Here is an 18321-nt window from a genome sequence, read left to right as displayed (position 1 = left end):
CCCCGCGATGACCTCCCGAGAACACCACCCCACCCCCAGCAAGGACGAGATCGCCCTGCTCGCCCCGTTCGAGCAGTTGCGGCTCGACCGCATCACGCTGGTGCACACCGCCGCCCAGGCCCGAGAGGCCTGCGCCGCCCTGCGCGACCACGGCGCCTGGGGCTTCGACACCGAGTCCAAGCCCACCTTCTTCAAGGACCAGGTGTCCGACGGACCGCACATCGTGCAGCTCGCCACCCTGCAGCACGCCTGGGTGTTCCAGCTGCACGAACCCGACTGCCGCGCCCAGGTGGCCGCGCTGCTGGCCGACGGCGGCCACACCAAGGCCGGCTTCGGCCTGGGCGACGACACCCGGCGCATCGTGGCCAAGCTCGGCGTGGAGCCCGGCGGCGTGCTGGAACTCAACACGGTGTTCCGCGAACGCGGCTACCGCAAGGACATGGGCGTCAAAGGCGCGATCGCGGTGCTGTTCAACCAGCGCTTCATCAAGTCCAAGAAGGCGGCCACGTCCAACTGGGCCAACCCGCGGCTGACGGAAGCCCAACTCATCTACGCCGCCAACGACGCCTGGGGCGCCATGCGCGTGCACCACGCGCTGGGCCTGGGCTGATTTTCAGCGCCGCCGCAATGGCGTGAGCAGTTCGCTCAGCCCGTTGTGGTCGATCTCCCGCATCAGCGCCAGCAGGCGGCCGATTTCGCCGGGCGGGAAGCCCTCGCGCGCGAACCAGTGCAGGTAGTTGCCCGGCAGGTCGGCGATCACGTGGCCCTTGTATTTGCCAAAGGGCATTTCCACGGTGACGAGGCGTTCGAGGTCTTCGGGTTTCATACCAGGGAAGTCGATCGGTCCAGCCAGGCGCGCACGCAGGCGTTGAATTCGGCCGGCTTCTGGCGCATCACCCAGTGGCCGGTGTCCAGCGCGAGCACCTCGCAGCCCGGCGCGCGGGCGAGCTGGTCCAGCCAGCGCTCGGAATGGAACATGAAGGGCTTGCGCCGGCCATAGATGAACAGCGCGGGCATGCCCACGCCCAGCAGCTTGTCCACCCGGCCCACGCCCCGCAGGCCGCCATGGGCGCCGAACCAGCCCATGGCATACGGGTAGTTCATCTGCCAGCCGATGCGGGACGGTTCGTTGCGGCAGCCGATGGTGCGCGCCATGTAGCGCGTCATGCGGTTCGCCAGCCAGGGCCACCAAGGCCCGATCTTCCAGGCCACCGCGAGCCAGATCTGGTAGCCGGCGATCATCCGTTTTTCCCTGCCACTCAAGCCCCTGAGGTAGGCGCCCGAGCTGGTGTCGCCGATGTCCACGCCCACCACGCGGGCGACCCGGTCCGGGTGGCGCGCGGCGAACTCGTAGCCGAAGAAACAGCCCCAATCGTGCACCAGCAGCGTGACCGACTGGTGCGGGCTGACCGCGTCGACGATCTTGCGGATCAGGCCCGTCATGGCGTCCACCGACGCCGCCCTGGGCGGTTTGGCCAGGTCGTAGCCCGGCAGGCAGAAACGCACGCAGCGGTAGCCCTCGCGCAAGGCCACCACGGTGCTGTCCCACAAGGCCGGGGTGTCGGGCCAGCCGTGCAGCATCACCACCGTGTGCGGGCCCTCGCCTTCCACCACCACATCCACGTCATCGATCTGCAAAGCTTCCTTCATGAGCGAGAGCCTCCGGCGTCTGGGTGGTGAATGGACAGCGCGCATCGTACTGGAATGGAACACCTGGCGTCAGGGAAATCCCGGGCGTGCGGGCGGCGCGGCGGGCGTTCATGATGGCCGGCGAACCCTTTGCTCCCCCGCACCGCCGAAACCGACATGAACCCAGCATCCGCCCCCACCTCTTCCTACGCCCAGGGCCCGCAGAGCCCGGCCCTGCACGACATCACCATCGGCGAGGCGCTGGCCCGCGCCGCCCAACAGTGGGGCGAGCGCGAAGCCCTCGTGATCCCGCACCAGAACGTGCGCTGGAACTGGCGCGAGCTGCTGCAACGCAGCGACGCCGTGGCCGCCGGCCTGCTCGCGCTGGACCTGCAGCCCGGCGACCGCGTGGGCATCTGGGCGCCCAACTGCGCCGAATGGACGCTCATGCAGTTCGCCACCGCGCGCGCCGGCCTGATCCTGGTCAACATCAACCCCGCCTACCGCGCCAGCGAACTGGCCTACGCGCTCAACAAGGTCTCGTGCAAGGCCCTGGTGCTCGCGCCCGCGCTCAAGACCAGCAACTACATCGAGATCCTGCGCAGCCTCGCCCCCGAGCTCGACGCCACCGCCCCCGGCCAGCTCCATGCCCAGGCCCTGCCGCACCTGCGCTGGGCCATCCGGCTCGGCCAGGAAAAGACCGCGGGCATGCTCAACTTCGACGAACTGCCCTCCCGGGCCGCCGACGCCCAGCGCGCGCAACTCGCGGCCATCGGCCCCCGGCTCGCGCCCACCGACCCGATCAACATCCAGTTCACCTCGGGCACCACCGGCTTCCCCAAGGGCGCCACGCTGACCCACCGCAACATCCTGAACAACGGCTTCTTCGTCGGCGAGGCCATCCGCCTCACGCCCGAGGATCGCCTGTGCATCCCCGTCCCGCTGTACCACTGCTTCGGCATGGTCATGGGCAACCTTGCCTGCGTCACGCACGGCTGTGCCATGGTCTACCCCTCCGAGGCCTTCGACCCCGCCGCCGTGCTGCAGGCCGTGCAGGCCGAGCGCTGCACCGCGCTCTATGGCGTGCCCACCATGTTCATCGCCGTGCTCGACCACCCGCAGTTCGGCGCCACCAACCTCTCCAGCCTGCGCACCGGCATCATGGCCGGCTCGCCCTGCCCCATCGAGGTCATGAAGCGCGTGCAATCGCTGATGAACATGCGCGAAGTCACCATCGCCTATGGCATGACGGAAACCTCCCCGGTCTCCACCCAGAGCGCGGTGGACGACCCGGTGGACCGCCGCGTGTCCACCGTGGGGCGGGTACAACCCCACCTGGAAGTGCAGATCGTCGACACCGACAACCGCGCCGTGGCGCGCGGCCTGGTGGGCGAACTCTGCACGCGCGGCTACTCGGTGATGCAGGGCTACTGGGACGACGCCGAAAAGACCCGCGAGGCGATTGATCCCCAGGGCTGGATGCACACCGGCGACCTCGCCACCATGGACGCCGAGGGCTACGTCAACATCGTCGGCCGCCTGAAAGACATGGTGATCCGCGGCGGCGAGAACGTGTACCCGCGCGAAATCGAGGAGTTCTACTACCGCCACCCCAAGGTGCAGGACGTGCAGGTGGTCGGCGTGCCCGATCCGCGCTTTGGCGAGGTGCTCTGTGCCTGCGTGGTGCTCAAGGCGGGCGAGAAGGCCACGGTGCAGGAACTGCAGGACTTCGCGCGCGGCCAGATCGCGCACTACAAGGTGCCGGCCTACATCGAGTTCGTCGACGCCTTCCCCATGACCATCACCGGCAAGATCCAGAAGTTCCTGCTGCGCGAGGCCATGGTCAAGAAACTTGGCCTCAAGGCGGCAGCAACGGCCTGACTAGCGCAGCAATGTCAGCGCCAGCCCGGCCAGCGCGCACACCCCGAGCAGCGGCATCACGCCCCACTTGAACCGGAACAGCGCCACCAGCGCCAGCAGCGTGATGACCGCCGAAGCAAGGTCGAACGGCCCGCCGAGGCCCTTGGGCCACCACACGTGGTAAGCGAAGAACAGCGCGAGGTTGAGGATCACCCCCACCACGGCGGCGGTGATGGCCGAGAGCGGCGCGGTGAAGCCCAGCTTGCCGTGCGTGGCCTCTACCGCCGGTCCACCGGCCAGGATGAACACGAACGACGGCAGGAAGGTGAAGAAGGTCACCACCGTCGCCGCGAGCGCCGCGCCGAGGAACAGCGCGTCCGGCCCCAGCACGGACTTTGTCCATCCGCCGACAAACCCCACGAAGGCCACCACCATGATGAGCGGACCGGGCGTGGTCTCGCCCAATGCGAGGCCATCGATCATCTGCGCGCCGGTGAGCCACTGGTGCGTGTCCACCGCGCCCTGGTACACGTAGGGCAGCACCGCATAGGCCCCGCCAAAGGTGAGCAGTGCCGCCTTGGTGAAAAACCAGCCCATCTGGGCCAGCGTGCCCTCCCAACCCTGCGTGGCCAACAGCGCAGCCATGCCCAGCAGCCACAGCGCCAGCCCCGCGCCAAGCACCTTCGCCAGATGGCGTTTCGAGAAACGCGCGTGCGCCGGCGTGGGCGTGTGGTCGTCGATCAAGGCCGGCCCATGGCCTGCCGCCTGGGAAGCGTGGCCACCGCCCAGCGCGAAGACCTCGGGCCAGCGCCGCGCGCCGAAGTGGCCGATCAGGCCGGCGGCCAGCACGATGGCGGGGAACGGCGTGTCGAACCCGAAGATGGCCGCGAAGGCGGCGGCGGCGATGCCCCACATCCAGAGGTTGCGCAGCGCGCGCGTGCCGATCCGGTGCGCCGCGTGCAGCACCAGCGCCGTCACGGCCGGCTTGATGCCGTAGAAGATGCCCGCCACCACGGGCACGTCGCCAAAGCGCAGGTACACCCAGGACAGGCCGATCAGGATGAACAGCGAGGGCAGCACGAACAGCGCGCCGGCCACGATGCCACCCCAGGTGCGGTGCATCAGCCAGCCGATGTAGGTGGCTAGCTGCTGGGCCTCGGGACCGGGCAGCAGCATGCAGTAGTTCAGCGCGTGCAGGAAGCGGCGCTCGCTGATCCAGCGGCGGCGCTCCACCAGCTCGGCGTGCATGATCGCGATCTGCCCGGCCGGCCCACCGAAGCTGATGAAGCCCAGCTTGAGCCAGAAGCGCAGGGCCTCGCCAAAGCCGACGGCGGCGGGGGGTTCGGGCGTGGGGGTTTCGGGCATATGGACTGGGTGGGGCGACCGCCCGCAATGTAGCCCATCCCCTTGACACCGCGGTGACGGCCCGCATGCAAATCTGTGTGCCACAGAACAGCGCCAATGATCAACAAGGGGATGCGCATGAAGGGCCTCGTGCAAGTGAAGTCATATTCACCACGGACAAGCCCGTTGTCGAGTGATATTTCACACGAAAGACCTCGCAAGCTCTGATACGCTGCCAGGGCGCCACCCAAAAGAAGAGGGAGCCCCTTGACGACCGCTGCACCCCGCGACCGAGTTCTGACCTGGATACTGCCCTTGCTGCCCGCAGTGGTGGCCTTGGTGTTGCTGGTGCTCTCGCTGCTGCTGGCCGAGATCATCGTGGCCAAGGAGCTCGAACAGCGCGCGGGCACCCGTGTCGAGCAGTCCGCCCAGCTGTACGCCGAGCAGATTGCGCGCTCGCTGGCCCGCCGCACCGTCGAACTCCAGCTGCTTGGCGAAATGGCCCGGGCCGACATCCGCACCGACACCTGGCGCGATCAGATGCAGCGCCTGAAGACCAGCACCAACAGCTATGTGTGGATCGGTGTGACCAATGAGCACGGTGAGGTGGAAGTGGCCAGCGATGGCCTGCTCGAAGGCACCTCGATCGCCAATCGCGGGGTGTTCACGAACGGCCGGGACGGCCTGTGGTTCGGCAGCCTGCACCCGCCGGTGGTACTGCGCGACCCCCTGAGCAAACGGGGGCTGCAGGTGCCGGAAGCGCTCGCCGACATTGCCATGCCTGTCTACGACACCCAGGGCCTGACGCGCGGGGTGATCGCCGCGCACCTCGACGCCCGCTTCTTCGACCAGTTGCGCCAGCAGGTGCTGGGGCCGCCAGAGGGCCGCCGGTCCCTCAACCTGGCCCTGGTCGACGCCGACGGGCGCGTGCTGATCGGGGAACGGCCGACGGTGACCGACAGCGAATGGAACGTCCTGCTGACCGGCCCTGGAGAAAACCCCCACACCGTGCAGGACGACAAGGGCGGGCACCACCTCCTCTCGCACGTGGCCATTCAGCCCCGGGACTCGGAACTGCGCACCCCATGGCAGGTGGTCGGCTACCAGCCGCTGAGCGCCGCGGTCGAGCCCGTGCGCCAGCTCGAGCGCAGCCTGCTGACCTGGGGTGGCATCACCACGCTGCTGCTGGGCCTGGCCGGTTTCGCGATCTCGCGCCACCTGGCGCGGCCCTACAGCCAGTCCGAGCAGCACCTGCGCGAACAGGGCGAGGTGCTGAGTGCGGTGATCAACTCCGCCAGCGATGCGGTGATCAGCGTGGATCTGCAAGGGCGCATCAGCCTCTTCAACCCCGCCGCCGCCCGCATCTTCGGCCACCCTGCGAGCAGCATGATCGGGCAACCACTGGACATCCTGCTGCCGGACATGCAGCGAGCCCAGCACCTCGACCACCTGCAGCGTTTTGCGGAATCCCACACCACCACGCGCCCCATGGGTGTGGGGCGTGTGACCGGCCTGCGGGCCGACGGCCAGACGCTGGACCTCGAAGCGTCGATCTCGCAGATCACCGTGCGTGGCTCCAAGCTGCTCACCGCCATCCTGCGCGACGTGACCGAGCGCGTGCGCGCCGAACGCGCCGTGGCGCAGTACCAGCTCGAACTCTCCGAACTCACGCGCCGCCTGCTGCACCAGGAAAAACAGACCACGCGCCGGCTGGCGCAGATCCTGCACGACCAGCTGGGACAGACGCTGGGCGCGATCCGGCTGTCGTTCGACGCGCTCACGGGCATGATCCCGCTCGGCCTGCCCGACAAGGCCAGGGAGCGCGCCTTCAAGCTGGGCAACATGATCGACACGGCCAACACCGAGGTGCGCCAGGTGCTGGTGGAGCTGCGCCCACCGTTGCTGGATGAACTTGGCCTGCAGGCGGCGCTGGAAAACGAGGTGCACACGCGCACCCCCGATGCCGAGCCGGTGGCGCTGCAGCTGAAAATCTCGCCCACCGCAAGCGATGTGCGCTGGCCCGCCGACGTGGAATACGCTGCCTTCATGGTGGCCCGGGAAGCCCTGGCCAACGCCGTGATGCACGCCAACGCGAGACAGGTGGTGGTGCGTGTCGATGGCGAAACCGAGTGGCTGCACCTTCAGGTGACCGACGATGGCAAGGGCCTGACGCCCAAGATGGCCGCTGGCCGGCCCGGGCACCTGGGCATCGTGGGCATGCGCGAACGCGCGCTGGCCATCGGTGCGCGCATGGAAGCCAAGGGCCTGCCCAAAGGCGGCACCGTCATCTCTCTCACCTGGGGAACCCCACCGGCCGCCCCCCCCGGAGAACCGTCACCCGCAAGGCCCTGATTGCGCCACCTGGAGACTGCCATGAGCGACATATACCTGGTAGACGACCACGCGATGATGAGGGACGGCCTGCGTGCGGTGCTCGAAGGCGCCGGGCACCACGTGATCGGCGAATCGGACCAGCCCACCCCCGCGCTCGCCGACATCGTGCGGCTGGTGCCCACCGTGCTGCTGCTCGACCTGCACCTGTCCCACCGCTCCGGCTTCGAACTGCTCGAACAGCTGCAGCGGCGCAAACTCAGCACCCGCACCATCCTGCTGACCATGTCGGCCCAGCCCAGGCACGTGGCCGAAGCGATGCGCCTGGGCGCCTTCGGCTACGTGCTCAAGGGCTCGCCTTCGCGGGACGTGATCGACGCCGTGGCGGCGGTGAGCGAGGGCCGCAAGTACCTGGGCATCGGCGTGGCCGAGCTGGCGGTCGAAGGGCTCATGGGCGACGCTCCGCCCAGCAGCATCGAATCGCTCTCGGCGCGCGAACAGCAGGTCATCCTGCTCGTGGTGCGCGGCCTGACCAGCGTGGCCATCGGCGAACAGCTGCACCTCTCGCCCAAGACGGTCGAGTCCTACCGCAGCCGGCTCATGGCCAAGCTCGGCGTGAGCGACCTGCCCGCGCTCGTGCGCCTGGCCATCCGGGAAGGCCTGATCAGCGCCGAAGACGACTGAGGACTTTCGCACAGGCCCCCTGGGCTTGCGGGTGATTCCGCCCCACACCGTCCAGTTTTCCCCGCAGGCACGCGCCCCGATGCGCTGCACAGTCTCTGCATGGCGGCGCGGCTTCTCGCGTCCAGCCGACAGGAGCCTGAGATGACCGTTTCCCTCCCCGCGCCGCTTGACGCCCAGCCCCTGCAGGTGCTGGTGGTCTGCCCGCGCGGGGAATACCTGGACACGGTGCGGGGCCTCGTCGGCGACTGGGTGCGCAGCACCCAGATCTACTGGACGGTCGATCCCGTCGCCGCCCTGCGGCGGGCGCAGCAATCGCCCCCGGCCCTGGCCATCCTGGACGCCCGCATCGACCGCGCCAGCGGCTGCATGCTCAGCCGCGAACTCGCGCTTGCCCACACCGACTTCGACGTGCTGAGCTTCGACGACCCGGGCACCAGCTGCGTGCAGTGCCAGCCCAGCACCTGGCACTGGTCCGAGCTGCCCCGCGCCATCGGCTGGTGGGTGCAACGCCACCTGGTATGACGGCCCCGGTTTCAGCGGAACACGCTCACCGCCTCCACCAGCCGCTTCGTCTGCTGCTGCAGGCTTTGTGAGGCGGCGGCGCCCTGCTCCACCAGGGCCGAGTTCTGCTGCGTCACCTGGTCGAGATGGCCCACGGCCTGGCTCACCTGCTGGATGCCGCCACTCTGCTCGATCGTGGCCGCGCTGATCTCGCTGATGAGGTCCGACACGCGCCGCACCTGCTGCACGATCTCGTCCATCGTCTTGCCCGCGTCGTCCACCAGGCGCGTGCCGGCCTCCACCTTGCCCGCGCTGGCGCCGATCAGCTGCTTGATTTCCTTGGCCGCCTCGGCACTGCGCTGAGCGAGGCTGCGCACCTCGCCGGCCACCACCGCGAAGCCCCGGCCCTGCTCACCGGCGCGCGCGGCCTCCACCGCCGCGTTCAATGCCAGGATGTTGGTCTGGAAGGCGATGCCATCGATCACGCCGATGATGTCGCTGATCTTGCGCGAGCTCTCGGTGATCTCGCTCATGGTGTGCACCACCTGGGACACCGCATGGCCTCCACGCGAAGCCGCGTCGCTGGCCGTGCCCGAAAGCTGGTTGGCCTGGCTGGAGGTCTCGGCGTTCTGGCGCACGGTGGCGGTCATCTGCTCCATGGACGCCGCCGTCTGCTGCAGGCTGGACGCCGCCTGCTCGGTGCGCTGGCTCAGGTCGTTGTTGCCCTGGGCGATCTCGGTCACCGCCGTCTGCACCGTCAGCACCTGCTGGCTCACGTCGTCGATCAGCCAGCGGAACATCAGGCCCAGCTGGCTGATGGTGCGCATCGTCATGCCGATCTCGTCCACCCGGTCCATGTGCGCCACCTTGTGGGTGTCGCCGGTGGCCACGCGCAAGGCCTGCTCGCGCAGGTACTCCAGAGGGGCGGCCAGCTGCGATTCGAGGAACCAGCCCGTCAGGCCCACGCCCACGGCCGACAGCCCAGCGAACTGCGCCCACTCCATGCCATGCAGCCCCAGCGCCCAGGCGCCGCCAGCAAGAGCGGCCAGCAACACCGCCAGCGGCAGGCGGATGCGGCTGCGCACCCCCATGGTCTTGAACGCGGTCGTCAGCCCCATCAGCCCGGTGCGCAGCAGCAGGCCCTTGTGCAGCTTCAGGTGCCGGGCGCGGCCCTCGCGCATATCGGCGTAGAGCCGCTCGGCGCCCGCAATCTCTTCGCGGCTGGCCTTGGTGCGAACCGACATGTAGCCCACGGTCTGGCCGTTGCGGATCACCGGCGTGGCGTTGGCCCGCACCCAGTAATGGTCGCCGTTCTTGCGGCGGTTCTTCACCAGCGCCGTCCAGGGTTCACCGCCCTTGAGCGTGGCCCACATGTCGGCGAACGCCTCCTTGGGCATGTCCGGGTGCCGCACGAGGTTGTGTGGCTGGCGCTGGATCTCCTCCAGCGTGAAACCGCTCACGTCCACGAACGCAGCGTTGGCGTAGGTGATGTGGCTCTGGGTGTCGGTGGTCGACATCAGCGTGGCGTTGTCGGGGAACTCGTATTCACGCTGGGTAACGGGAGAGTTGACGCGCATGGCAGATACCTTGAGTGTGTGGACAGATGTCTGCTGTATCGACGCCCCCGAGGCCGTCTTGTGTGGGGAAACCATGTCATTTCTGGTCACCCCGGCCCGCCCGCTTGCGCTAAGCTCCCGTTCATCGGCCCCTCAAAGTCAGCCAGCCCAAGGAGACAACCCATGAGCCCATCGAGCTTGCGCACGGTCCTGGTGTTCAGCGCGGAAGACCAGGCCTGGATCCGCCGCACCCCCATCACCGTGCCCGCCTTCTGGCAAGGCCACCCGGTGCAGCCGGCCCAGGGCGACCTGGTCCGCCTCGGTGGCCGGCAGTTCCTCATCCGCGGCCGCGTGTGGGAACACGACGGCGAAGGCCCCATCCTCAAGCTCTACATGGGCGACGCCCACGCCCAGAGCGACACCACCCTCGGCTCCATCGGATAAGCCCCATGCCCATCGAACTCTGGCTCGCCTTCGTCGCCGCATCGGCCGTCATGCTGATCATCCCCGGCCCGACCATCCTCACCGTCATCAGCTACTCCATGGCCCACGGCCGGCGCGCCAACGTGCCGCTGGTGGCGGCCGTGGCGCTGGGCGACTCCACCGCGCTGGCGGTCTCGCTGCTCGGCCTGGGCGCGCTGCTCGCCACCTCGGCCTTCTGGTTCACCCTCATCAAGTGGGCCGGCGGCCTGTACCTCATCTACCTGGGCGTCAAGCTGCTGCGCGCGGGCATCTCGTCCACCGAACTGGCCGCCCCACCCGCGCCGCAATCGCGCTGGCGCCTGTTCGCCAACACCTACCTGGTGACCGCGCTCAACCCCAAGGGCATCGTGTTCTTCGTGGCCTTCCTGCCGCAGTTCATCAGCCCCTCGGTGCCGGTGGGTCCGCAGCTGTGGGTGCTGGCCGTCACCTTCGTGGTGCTGGCCACGCTCAACGCCACGTTGTACGCCGTGTTCGCGGGCTCGGCGCGCCGGGTGCTCACCTCGCCGCGCGCGCAGCGGCGCTTTCACCTCGCGGGTGGCTCGCTGCTGACGGCGGCAGGCGTGTGGGCGCTGATGGCGCGGCGCGCGGCCTGAGGCGGCGCCAGGCTCAGGCGGCAGCGGCGATCGACTCCGTGTAGATGAAGCTGTTGCACGCCGCCACGAAGGCCCGGGGCGTCTGGCGCGCGCCAAAGCCGTAAACCCGCAGACCCTCGCGCCGCAGGCAGAAGGCCAGTGGCGTGAGGTCACTGTCCGACGACGCGAGGCACACCCCGTCGAACTGGCCCGTGTTCGCCAGCGACATCGCGTCCAGGCTGAGCACGATGTCGGCGGCGTTCTTGCCCTTGGCGTAGGGAAAGAGCTGCACCGGCTCGATCGCGTTGTGCAGCAGCACGTTCCTGCAGCGGCTCATGCCCGGCCGGGACCAGTCCGCATACGCGCGCTTGACCGCCAGCACGCCATAACTCGCGGCGCGCAGCAGGATGGGACGGGTGAGTGTGTAGGAGACGTTTTCCGCGTCAAACAAGACGGCGAGTCTCTGTTGCTTGTGCTGCAGCCGGGGCATGTGGTGGCTTCCCTGTTCGTTGGTGAACAGCCGCCGCCCTGGATAAGGGCGGCGGCCTGAACGGGGTGAGAACCGGAAACGCCGGGCAAACCGGTAGGCCTTGCGGCCTCCCGTCCAGGCCGCCAAAAAGGCATGGGTCTGGAGCGATAGAGGCCATTTTCCTTGTCAGGTTCACGGCCTCCGCCTACGTTTGCAGGTTCTCACACCCGGCTCACCTTTTTCGTGAGCGGGAGAGACTTTATGCCAATCCCGGCAGGTGCGGCGGACTGTTTCATTGTCAGATCAGCTGCAACTGGACGTTCGACGAGCGATCCACAGCAAGCCCCCTTTCGCAAAAGGACCTTGAGCGAAAATCCAGGTCGAGGCCAATCACCGCCGTCAACTTCACCGACCCAGTGTTGATCGTTAACGAGGGCACATCTCATGCACATTGCCATCCTGACCTTTGAGGGCTACAACGAGCTCGATTCTTTTGTGGCCCTCGGCATCTTGAATCGCGTCAAGAAGCCTGGCTGGCGCGTCTCGATCGCCAGCCCTTCTGCCAAGGTGCGCTCCATGAACGGTGTGGTGGTGGAAGCTCAAACCACGCTGGAGGAAGCGGCCAGTGCGGACGCGGTCGTCGTTGGAAGCGGGCTTCTCACACGGGAGGTCGTGGCCAACCCGGTGCTGATGTCACAACTGAAGCTGGACCCATCACGGCAACTGCTGGCGGCGCAGTGTTCTGGCACCCTTGTCCTTGCCAAACTCGGTCTGCTCCAAGGCGTTTCCGCCTGCACCGACCTGACCACCAAACCATGGGTGCAAGAGGCCGGCGTGGACGTGCTCAATCAACCCTTCTTTGCTCGCGACAACGTCGCCACGGCGGGCGGCTGCCTGGCATCGCCTTACCTGGCCGCATGGATCATTGCGAGGCTTGAAGGTATCGAGGCTGCCGAGAGCGCACTTCACTGCGTTGCACCTGTGGGCGAGAAGGACCAGTTCGTTTCACGGGCCATGAGCAACATCCTCCCATTCCTGTCGGTCAAGGTACTCAAAACTGCTTGAGCCTCGCCAGGCCTTGAAGGGCTGCAACGGAAGCGCCGCCTGGATCGTTTTGCCAGTGACCAAGTACTGCGGAGCTTGCCTCCAGACATTGCTGGCCGTTTTATTCTGTAAGTTTCCCGTCCATTTACGTTGGGCCTCCTAAAAGCGCGTAGCCTTGTGACCCCTTGGCACACTAGGAGATAACTCATGGTCAAAGTCGCTTTGTTCGTTCGCCTCGAAGCGAAACCCGGCAAAGAGAGCGAGGTTGAGAGCTTCCTGATGAGTGGCCTCCCCCTGGTCATGGAGGAGCCCGCCACAACGGCCTGGTTTGGGATACGTCTTGGGCCGACGACCTTCGGGATCTTCGATGCCTTCCCCGACGAAGCGGGAAGGCAAGCGCATCTCTCCGGCAAGGTCGCAGCGGCCTTGATGGCAAAGGCCGGAGAACTGTTCTCTGCGCCGCCAACCATCGAGAAGGTCGACGTGCTCGCAGCAAAATTACCCGGCTAGGTCCGGGGCGCACCCCACAAGAGGTCCATGTCCGTAAAGTTCCAATTGTCAGGCGACTCACAACCAGCCACTTTGTCGTTGCACCAGTGACTGGCGAGTTCGATCTCCTGCGGTTCGATGCGCTTGTTCGACGCGGTGTTAAAGAACACCTTGACCTTTGGCGCCAGCAAGGATCGAGCGTCCTGTGACATCACAACCGCCAGCCGTCCCGAGTGCAGACGCACCAGTGAGCCCACGGGATAGATCCCGACGGTTTTGACGAAGGCTTGAAAGACACGTTGCTCGAAGTGCCCCTTCCACTGCGCCATGCGCCGCAGGGACTCTCCTGGGTCCCAACCCTTCTTGTAAGGGCGTTCAGAGGTAATCGCGTCATACACATCGCACACGGCTCCCATTTTTGCGAAAAGGCTGATCTCGTTGCCTTTGAGGCCATGCGGATAGCCACTGCCGTCAACCTTCTCGTGGTGATGGAGACACACGTCCAGCACGATCGGGCCAACGCTGCCGCACTCCTTGAGCAACGCGTGGCCACGTTCTGGGTGGCTTTTCATCTGGGCGAATTCTGCATCGGTCAGCTTGCCTGGCTTCATGAGCACCGACCGTGGCATGAATGCCTTGCCCAGGTCGTGCAACATGCCCGCCAGTCCTGCCTCCCGCAGTTGACTCGTGTCCAGCCCCAGTTGCCGACCCAGCGATATCATCAATGCACAAACCGCGATCGAGTGCATGTAGGTGTATTCATCGCGCGTTTTGAGTCGGGCGACGTTGATCAACGCCCCGGGGTTGTTGAGCACCGATTCCGAGATTTCCTCCAGCAACGCCGTGCATTGGTCAACGCGTATGGCTTTTCCAAGCCGGGCTTCGCCAAACAACGCTTTGATTTTCGGCACAGAACGGCGGTACAGCGCCTGCGCCTGGACCAGCGCGGTGCCCTCGGATGGCCCGAGGTCGTATTCCATCGGCAGGGACGCTGCAAACTCCAGCTCCCGTTCAATTTGTTCTGCTCCGTCTTGCTCGCGGTGTTCGCTCCCCCCGGCCACATCGCTTTCGGTATCCAGGCCCTTTGCTGTATCGATCCAGAGTTCCTGGACACCTCCCGAGATGATTCTTTGCAACTCGGCGTCGTTGCGAAGCAGAAATCTGGAGCGCCAGAACGGATGATCCATCCAGGATCCACAGAACTCATGAACATACATTCCCCGGCGAAGTTGCCTGATTGATATTCGCTTGATCATGGGTGTCTTCGCTCAGAGCGTCCTCATGTGAGCTTGCATCGGCGGCGAGCTTCGTCGAAGTGCGAGAGGCGTGTCCTTGGGTCTCAATGCGGCAGGCGAACTTTGCCCTTGGGCATTGTGAACCGGTGCCCCGGTGTTGCGCATGAACTGCATTGGAGTGGTCCAAACTATTGCACGGTTGCATTGCGTCAAACGGACAACGAGTAAAGCCGGGCACTCATGTGCGCCTGGGGTGCGGCCCGGGTGCTGGAGGGCATCCCACGGTCTGTGCAGCGGTTGCCGTGAGTCGCATGGGTGACACCGTGCGCAGCTTGAGCGTGAATGGGGGAGAAACATGCCCAGCCCTATGCACAATTGTGGCGATTCGACGCCGCGGTGACACGGCCATGGGGTTTGCGCAGTAGGCAGCCCTACACAACTGACATACGATGCCCGGCATGGCGGAGCAGAGGCTGAAGCTGGACGAGTATCTGGGGCAGGCGTTCGATCGCATCCCGGTCGCCATGATCGTCGTCAATCAGCTGGGGGAGATCACCCGCCTCAACCAGCTCGCAGAAACCACGTTCGGCTACAGCAGCGCGGAATTGATCGGACGCCCGGTCGAAATGCTCATTCCTGCCCGCTATCGCCATGCCCATCCCGGCTACCGCCAGGGGTTTCTCGCCGAAACCAATGCGCGCCCAATGGGCGCAGGGCGCGATCTGAGCGGCCTGCGGAAGGATGGCAGCGAGTTTCCCGTCGAAATCGGCATCAACCCGGTGCAGACTGGCGAGGGTCCGATGATCCTCTCGGTGATCCTGGATCTGAGCGAGCGCAAGCTCAGCGAGAAGCGAATTCAAGACGCGCTGCAACAAAAGGACTTGCTGCTGCGCGAGGTGCACCACCGCGTCAAGAACAACCTTCAGGTCATCCACAGCCTGCTCGATCTCCAGGCCCTCAAAAGCAGCGACAGCGAATTGATCGGCATGCTGCGCGACAGTCAGAACCGTGTGCGCTCAATGTCGCTGATTCACCAGACTTTGTACCAGTCGCAGAACTTCGCGCAGGTGGACTTCCAGCGCTTCCTGGGGGAACTTCTGCCCCGCCTGACCGAGGCGTACGGCTCGACGTCTGGACAAGTGGACATCGAGATCAACGCGCATGACGTCAAGCTGCCCATCAACGAGGCCATCCCGTGCGGCTTGATCGTCAATGAACTCGTGAGCAACGCGCTCAAGCACGGCTTCCCGAACCAGCAACGCGGCAGGATTTCAGTGGACATCCGTCAACAAGGCGAGAAGCAGATCGAGCTGTGCATCAGTGACGATGGACAAGGCATCCCGCAGGCGCTCGACCTCTCACGCACCGGTTCGCTCGGGCTGCAGCTGGTCCAGCTCCTGACGCAGCAGTTGCACGGAAAACTGGATATCCAGCGCGAAAACCCCACTCGGTTCTCGCTCAGCTTTCAACTGGGGACGGCGCCATGAGACAACCCGCTCGAATCCTGATTGTGGAAGACGAAAGCATCGTTGCCTTCAACCTGCAGCAGCGCCTCTCGCAGTTGGGCTACGAAGTGCCACACGTGGCTGTCTCTGGGCAGCAAAGCCTGGATTTCGTCTCGCAATCCCGCCCCGATCTCGTGCTGATGGACATTCACATCGAGGGCGATATGGACGGCATCGAAGTGGCCGCGCGGCTGAACCAGAACAGTCCTGTGCCGGTGATCTACCTCACCGCCTATTCCGAAGACTCCACCCTCGAACGCGCGCGCAAGACACGTCCCTATGGCTATCTGATCAAACCGTTCTCCGAACGCGAACTGCATGCCACCATTCAGATGGCACTGGAGCGCCATGCGGTGGAGGAAGCGCTGGTGGAAAACCGCCGCCTGCTGCAGCAGGCCCTGGACGCCGCCAGCCTGGGCATCTTGGAGTTCGATCCTTCGAACGCTGCCATGACGCTCAACCCGCGCACCGCCGAACTGCTCGACAAGCCAGCCGAAAACTTGATCACCCTTGATAACTTTCTCGCGGGCATCGACGAAAAAGACCGCGCCCTCGTCGCCACCCGCTTCCAGGAAGCGCTGGACCCCCTGAAAAAATTCAGTGAGGAGTTTCGCCTGCTGAGCGACCAGAAGCCCGCGCGCTGGATCAAGATCGACGCCAGCGCCCTGCCCGCGCAACGCATCAGTGGCGTGGTGCAGGACATCTCGGAGCGCAAACACGCGGAGATTCGGCTGCGCAAGCTCAATGAAGGACTGGAAAGTCTCGTGTGGGAGCGCACCAACGAACTGCGCGAGAGCCTCAAGGAGCTGGAAACCTTCAGCTACTCGGTGGCGCACGACCTGCGCTCGCCCATTCGCGCCATCGCCGGACTCAGTGCAGTGCTTCTGGAAGACCATCGGACCCAACTGGATGAGGAAGGTATCAAGCTGATCGCACGGATCGCGGCCAAGAGCACCCAGATGAGCAACCTCATCGATGCCCTGCTCAACCTCTCGCACCTCTCTAAAGTGACGCCGCAACTCAGCGAAGTGGATCTGAGCAGCATCGCTGCGGAAATCATCGAGCAGCAGATGGAGACCGAGCCCGAGCGAGTGGCTGACGTGCGCATCGCCCCAGACCTGAAGGCCCAGGGCGATCCGGTGCTCGTGCGCAGCGTGCTCGACAACCTGCTGCGCAACGCCTGGAAGTTCTGCGCCAACCGGGACATTACCCGCATCGAAGTTGGCCACGAATTCAACGCAGGCCAAGATGTCTTCTACGTCAAAGACAACGGCTGTGGCTTCGACATGGCCCATGCCGATCAACTGTTCAGTCCCTTCCGACGCCTGCACAGCGAAACCGAGTTCAAGGGAACTGGCATCGGCCTGAGCATCGTGCAACGCATCGCGGCGCGCCATGGTGGGCGCGTGTGGGTGCAGGCAAGACCGAACCAAGGCGCGACCTTCTATTTCACCCTCGCCTTGCCGTGATGGGCGAATCACTTGGCGCAGTGTTTGAGTTTCTCAATCACCTCCGCGCCGACCGCCCATTGCATCGTCGCAAAGGGCAAGGCCCATGGGTGGCCCGCCCAGATAATCGCGAGCGTCATCCAATCAAGGCTCGCACTACATGAAAACGCTCAACACAAAACGGTTCTCCGTGGCCCTCACCCTGGCGCTTGCAGGTGCCTGCGCCCACGCCGCCGGTTTTCAGCACGGATTCGCCGCCGATCCGGACGGCAAGCCGCTCGAAATCGGCATCTGGTACCCGAGTTCGGCGGCGGTCCAACCCGTGGCCATGGGCCCGACGACGATGAGCGTGGCCGTCAAAGGCCCGGTGCAGGGCAAGGCACTGCCGCTGGTGCTGATCTCGCACGGCACCGGTGGCTCCTATCTCGGGCACTTCGACACAGCCATGGCGCTTGCCGACGCCGGCTTCGTGGTGGCGGCCGTCATGCACACGGGCGACAACTACGCCGACCAGAGTCGCGCCGTCGACATCATGGACCGCCCCCGGCAGATCCGCCGGGTGATCGACCACATGCTGGCGAGCTGGGACGGTCGTGCGGTGATCGACCCGGCGCGCGTCGGCATGTTTGGCTTCTCCGCCGGCGGCTTCACCACGCTCGCGAACATCGGCGGGGTGCCCGACTTTTCAAAGATCGAGCCCGTGTGCCGCCAATACCCCGGCGACTTTGCGTGCCAGCTCCTGGCGAAGAGCGGCAGCAACGTCTCTCCGCCCACCGCGTCCGCCATCGCCAACGCGACGGACCCTCGGATCAAGGCCGCTGTGGTGGCCGCACCAGCGCTCGGCTTCAGCTTCGCACCCGATGGGCTCAAGAACGTCAAGGTCCCTGTGCAGCTCTGGCGCGCCGAGGACGATGCCATCCTTCCACATCCGCGATACGCCGAAGCGGTCCGGCTCGCATTGCCGCAGACACCGGACTACCATGCCGTCCCCAAGGCAGGGCATTTCGACTTCCTGGCGCCGTGCAGCAGCGCGCTGGCGTCGATCGCGCCCCCGATTTGCACCAGCGCTCCTGGTTTCGATCGGGTCGCGTTTCACGCGAGCTTCAATGCAACGGTCGTCGACTTTTTCAGCAAGGCATTGCGGGCGCATTGATCCCGTGCGCGGCGATCG

General features: G+C 65.7%; 18 protein-coding genes. 12 read left to right on the top strand and 6 right to left on the bottom strand.

Going from position 1 to position 18321, the window contains the following annotated elements:
• The first annotated feature begins 7 nt into the window (after nucleotides 1-7).
• Nucleotides 8-610 carry a 3'-5' exonuclease gene (locus ACODTB_RS24025; RefSeq protein WP_291118549.1) on the top strand — a complete coding sequence of 201 codons (603 nt, stop codon included), beginning with the start codon at nucleotides 8-10 and terminating at the stop codon, nucleotides 608-610.
• A gap of 3 nt (nucleotides 611-613) precedes the next feature.
• On the opposite strand, the gene ACODTB_RS24020 is transcribed toward ACODTB_RS24025, so the two are convergent.
• Nucleotides 614-826 (bottom strand): DUF3820 family protein, encoded by a 213-nt coding sequence (locus ACODTB_RS24020; protein ID WP_291118552.1) that lies wholly within the window; start codon nucleotides 824-826, stop codon nucleotides 614-616.
• Entirely contained in the window at nucleotides 823-1650 is an 828-nt protein-coding gene (locus ACODTB_RS24015) for an alpha/beta fold hydrolase (RefSeq protein WP_291118555.1), read from the bottom strand. The genes ACODTB_RS24020 and ACODTB_RS24015 overlap by 4 nt, the downstream gene beginning before the upstream one ends.
• Before the next feature lie 156 nt (nucleotides 1651-1806).
• On the opposite strand from ACODTB_RS24015, the gene ACODTB_RS24010 reads away from it, so the two are divergent.
• Nucleotides 1807-3510 carry an AMP-binding protein gene (locus tag ACODTB_RS24010; RefSeq protein ID WP_291118557.1) on the top strand — a complete coding sequence of 568 codons (1704 nt, stop codon included), beginning with the start codon at nucleotides 1807-1809 and terminating at the stop codon, nucleotides 3508-3510.
• Here ACODTB_RS24010 and chrA read toward each other — a convergent pair whose 3' ends face one another.
• Nucleotides 3511-4854: a chromate efflux transporter gene (gene chrA, locus ACODTB_RS24005; protein ID WP_291118560.1), complete on the bottom strand. Its 1344-nt coding sequence runs from the start codon at nucleotides 4852-4854 to the stop codon at nucleotides 3511-3513.
• A 246-nt stretch (nucleotides 4855-5100) separates the two neighbouring features.
• On the opposite strand from chrA, the gene ACODTB_RS24000 reads away from it, so the two are divergent.
• From ACODTB_RS24000 to ACODTB_RS23990, 3 genes are all read left to right on the top strand, one after another.
• Nucleotides 5101-7185 (top strand): PAS domain S-box protein, encoded by a 2085-nt coding sequence (locus ACODTB_RS24000; protein WP_291118563.1) that lies wholly within the window; start codon nucleotides 5101-5103, stop codon nucleotides 7183-7185.
• 21 nt (nucleotides 7186-7206) lie between these two features.
• Nucleotides 7207-7848 carry a response regulator gene (locus ACODTB_RS23995; RefSeq protein ID WP_291118566.1) on the top strand — a complete coding sequence of 214 codons (642 nt, stop codon included), beginning with the start codon at nucleotides 7207-7209 and terminating at the stop codon, nucleotides 7846-7848.
• A gap of 141 nt (nucleotides 7849-7989) precedes the next feature.
• On the top strand, nucleotides 7990-8370 hold the full coding sequence (locus ACODTB_RS23990) for a response regulator (RefSeq protein WP_291118568.1): 381 nt from the start codon (nucleotides 7990-7992) through the stop codon (nucleotides 8368-8370).
• Between the two features lie 11 nt (nucleotides 8371-8381).
• On the opposite strand, the gene ACODTB_RS23985 is transcribed toward ACODTB_RS23990, so the two are convergent.
• Nucleotides 8382-9926 carry a methyl-accepting chemotaxis protein gene (locus ACODTB_RS23985; protein WP_291118571.1) on the bottom strand — a complete coding sequence of 515 codons (1545 nt, stop codon included), beginning with the start codon at nucleotides 9924-9926 and terminating at the stop codon, nucleotides 8382-8384.
• A gap of 162 nt (nucleotides 9927-10088) precedes the next feature.
• Between ACODTB_RS23985 and ACODTB_RS23980 the strand changes: the two genes are divergently transcribed.
• Nucleotides 10089-10349, top strand: coding sequence for a hypothetical protein (locus ACODTB_RS23980; RefSeq protein WP_291118574.1), 261 nt, complete (start codon nucleotides 10089-10091; stop codon nucleotides 10347-10349).
• A gap of 5 nt (nucleotides 10350-10354) precedes the next feature.
• The gene (locus tag ACODTB_RS23975) at nucleotides 10355-10981 is read left to right on the top strand and encodes a LysE family translocator (protein WP_291118577.1); all 627 of its coding nucleotides are present in this window, start codon (nucleotides 10355-10357) and stop codon (nucleotides 10979-10981) included.
• A 13-nt stretch (nucleotides 10982-10994) separates the two neighbouring features.
• Here ACODTB_RS23975 and ACODTB_RS23970 read toward each other — a convergent pair whose 3' ends face one another.
• On the bottom strand, nucleotides 10995-11411 hold the full coding sequence (locus ACODTB_RS23970) for an NYN domain-containing protein (RefSeq protein ID WP_291118580.1): 417 nt from the start codon (nucleotides 11409-11411) through the stop codon (nucleotides 10995-10997).
• 462 nt (nucleotides 11412-11873) lie between these two features.
• On the opposite strand from ACODTB_RS23970, the gene ACODTB_RS23965 reads away from it, so the two are divergent.
• Nucleotides 11874-12494, top strand: coding sequence for a DJ-1/PfpI family protein (locus tag ACODTB_RS23965; protein ID WP_291118583.1), 621 nt, complete (start codon nucleotides 11874-11876; stop codon nucleotides 12492-12494).
• 186 nt (nucleotides 12495-12680) lie between these two features.
• On the top strand, nucleotides 12681-12983 hold the full coding sequence (locus tag ACODTB_RS23960) for a putative quinol monooxygenase (protein ID WP_291118586.1): 303 nt from the start codon (nucleotides 12681-12683) through the stop codon (nucleotides 12981-12983).
• Here ACODTB_RS23960 and ACODTB_RS23955 read toward each other — a convergent pair.
• Nucleotides 12980-14218, bottom strand: coding sequence for an HD-GYP domain-containing protein (locus ACODTB_RS23955; protein ID WP_291118588.1), 1239 nt, complete (start codon nucleotides 14216-14218; stop codon nucleotides 12980-12982). The two genes, ACODTB_RS23960 and ACODTB_RS23955, sit on opposite strands and share 4 nt — an antisense overlap.
• A 428-nt stretch (nucleotides 14219-14646) precedes the next feature.
• Here ACODTB_RS23955 and ACODTB_RS23950 point away from each other — a divergent pair, with 428 nt between their 5' ends.
• The 3 genes from ACODTB_RS23950 to ACODTB_RS23940 all read left to right on the top strand — a co-directional run bounded on the left by ACODTB_RS23950 (nucleotide 14647) and on the right by ACODTB_RS23940 (nucleotide 18303).
• A complete protein-coding gene (locus tag ACODTB_RS23950) occupies nucleotides 14647-15684 on the top strand; it encodes a sensor histidine kinase (protein ID WP_291118591.1) in 1038 nt (345 codons plus the stop codon).
• Complete coding sequence (locus ACODTB_RS23945; RefSeq protein ID WP_488929818.1) at nucleotides 15681-17171, top strand: sensor histidine kinase; 1491 nt, start codon at nucleotides 15681-15683, stop codon at nucleotides 17169-17171. Before ACODTB_RS23950 ends, ACODTB_RS23945 begins: the two co-directional genes overlap by 4 nt.
• A gap of 139 nt (nucleotides 17172-17310) precedes the next feature.
• Entirely contained in the window at nucleotides 17311-18303 is a 993-nt protein-coding gene (locus tag ACODTB_RS23940) for an alpha/beta hydrolase family protein (RefSeq protein WP_291118596.1), read from the top strand.
• Nucleotides 18304-18321 lie beyond the last annotated feature (18 nt).

This window comes from Hydrogenophaga sp. FG152 (genome assembly GCF_057809615.1).
Note: the sequence above shows the minus strand (reverse complement) of the source record. Positions and strands in the feature narration are given on the sequence as shown.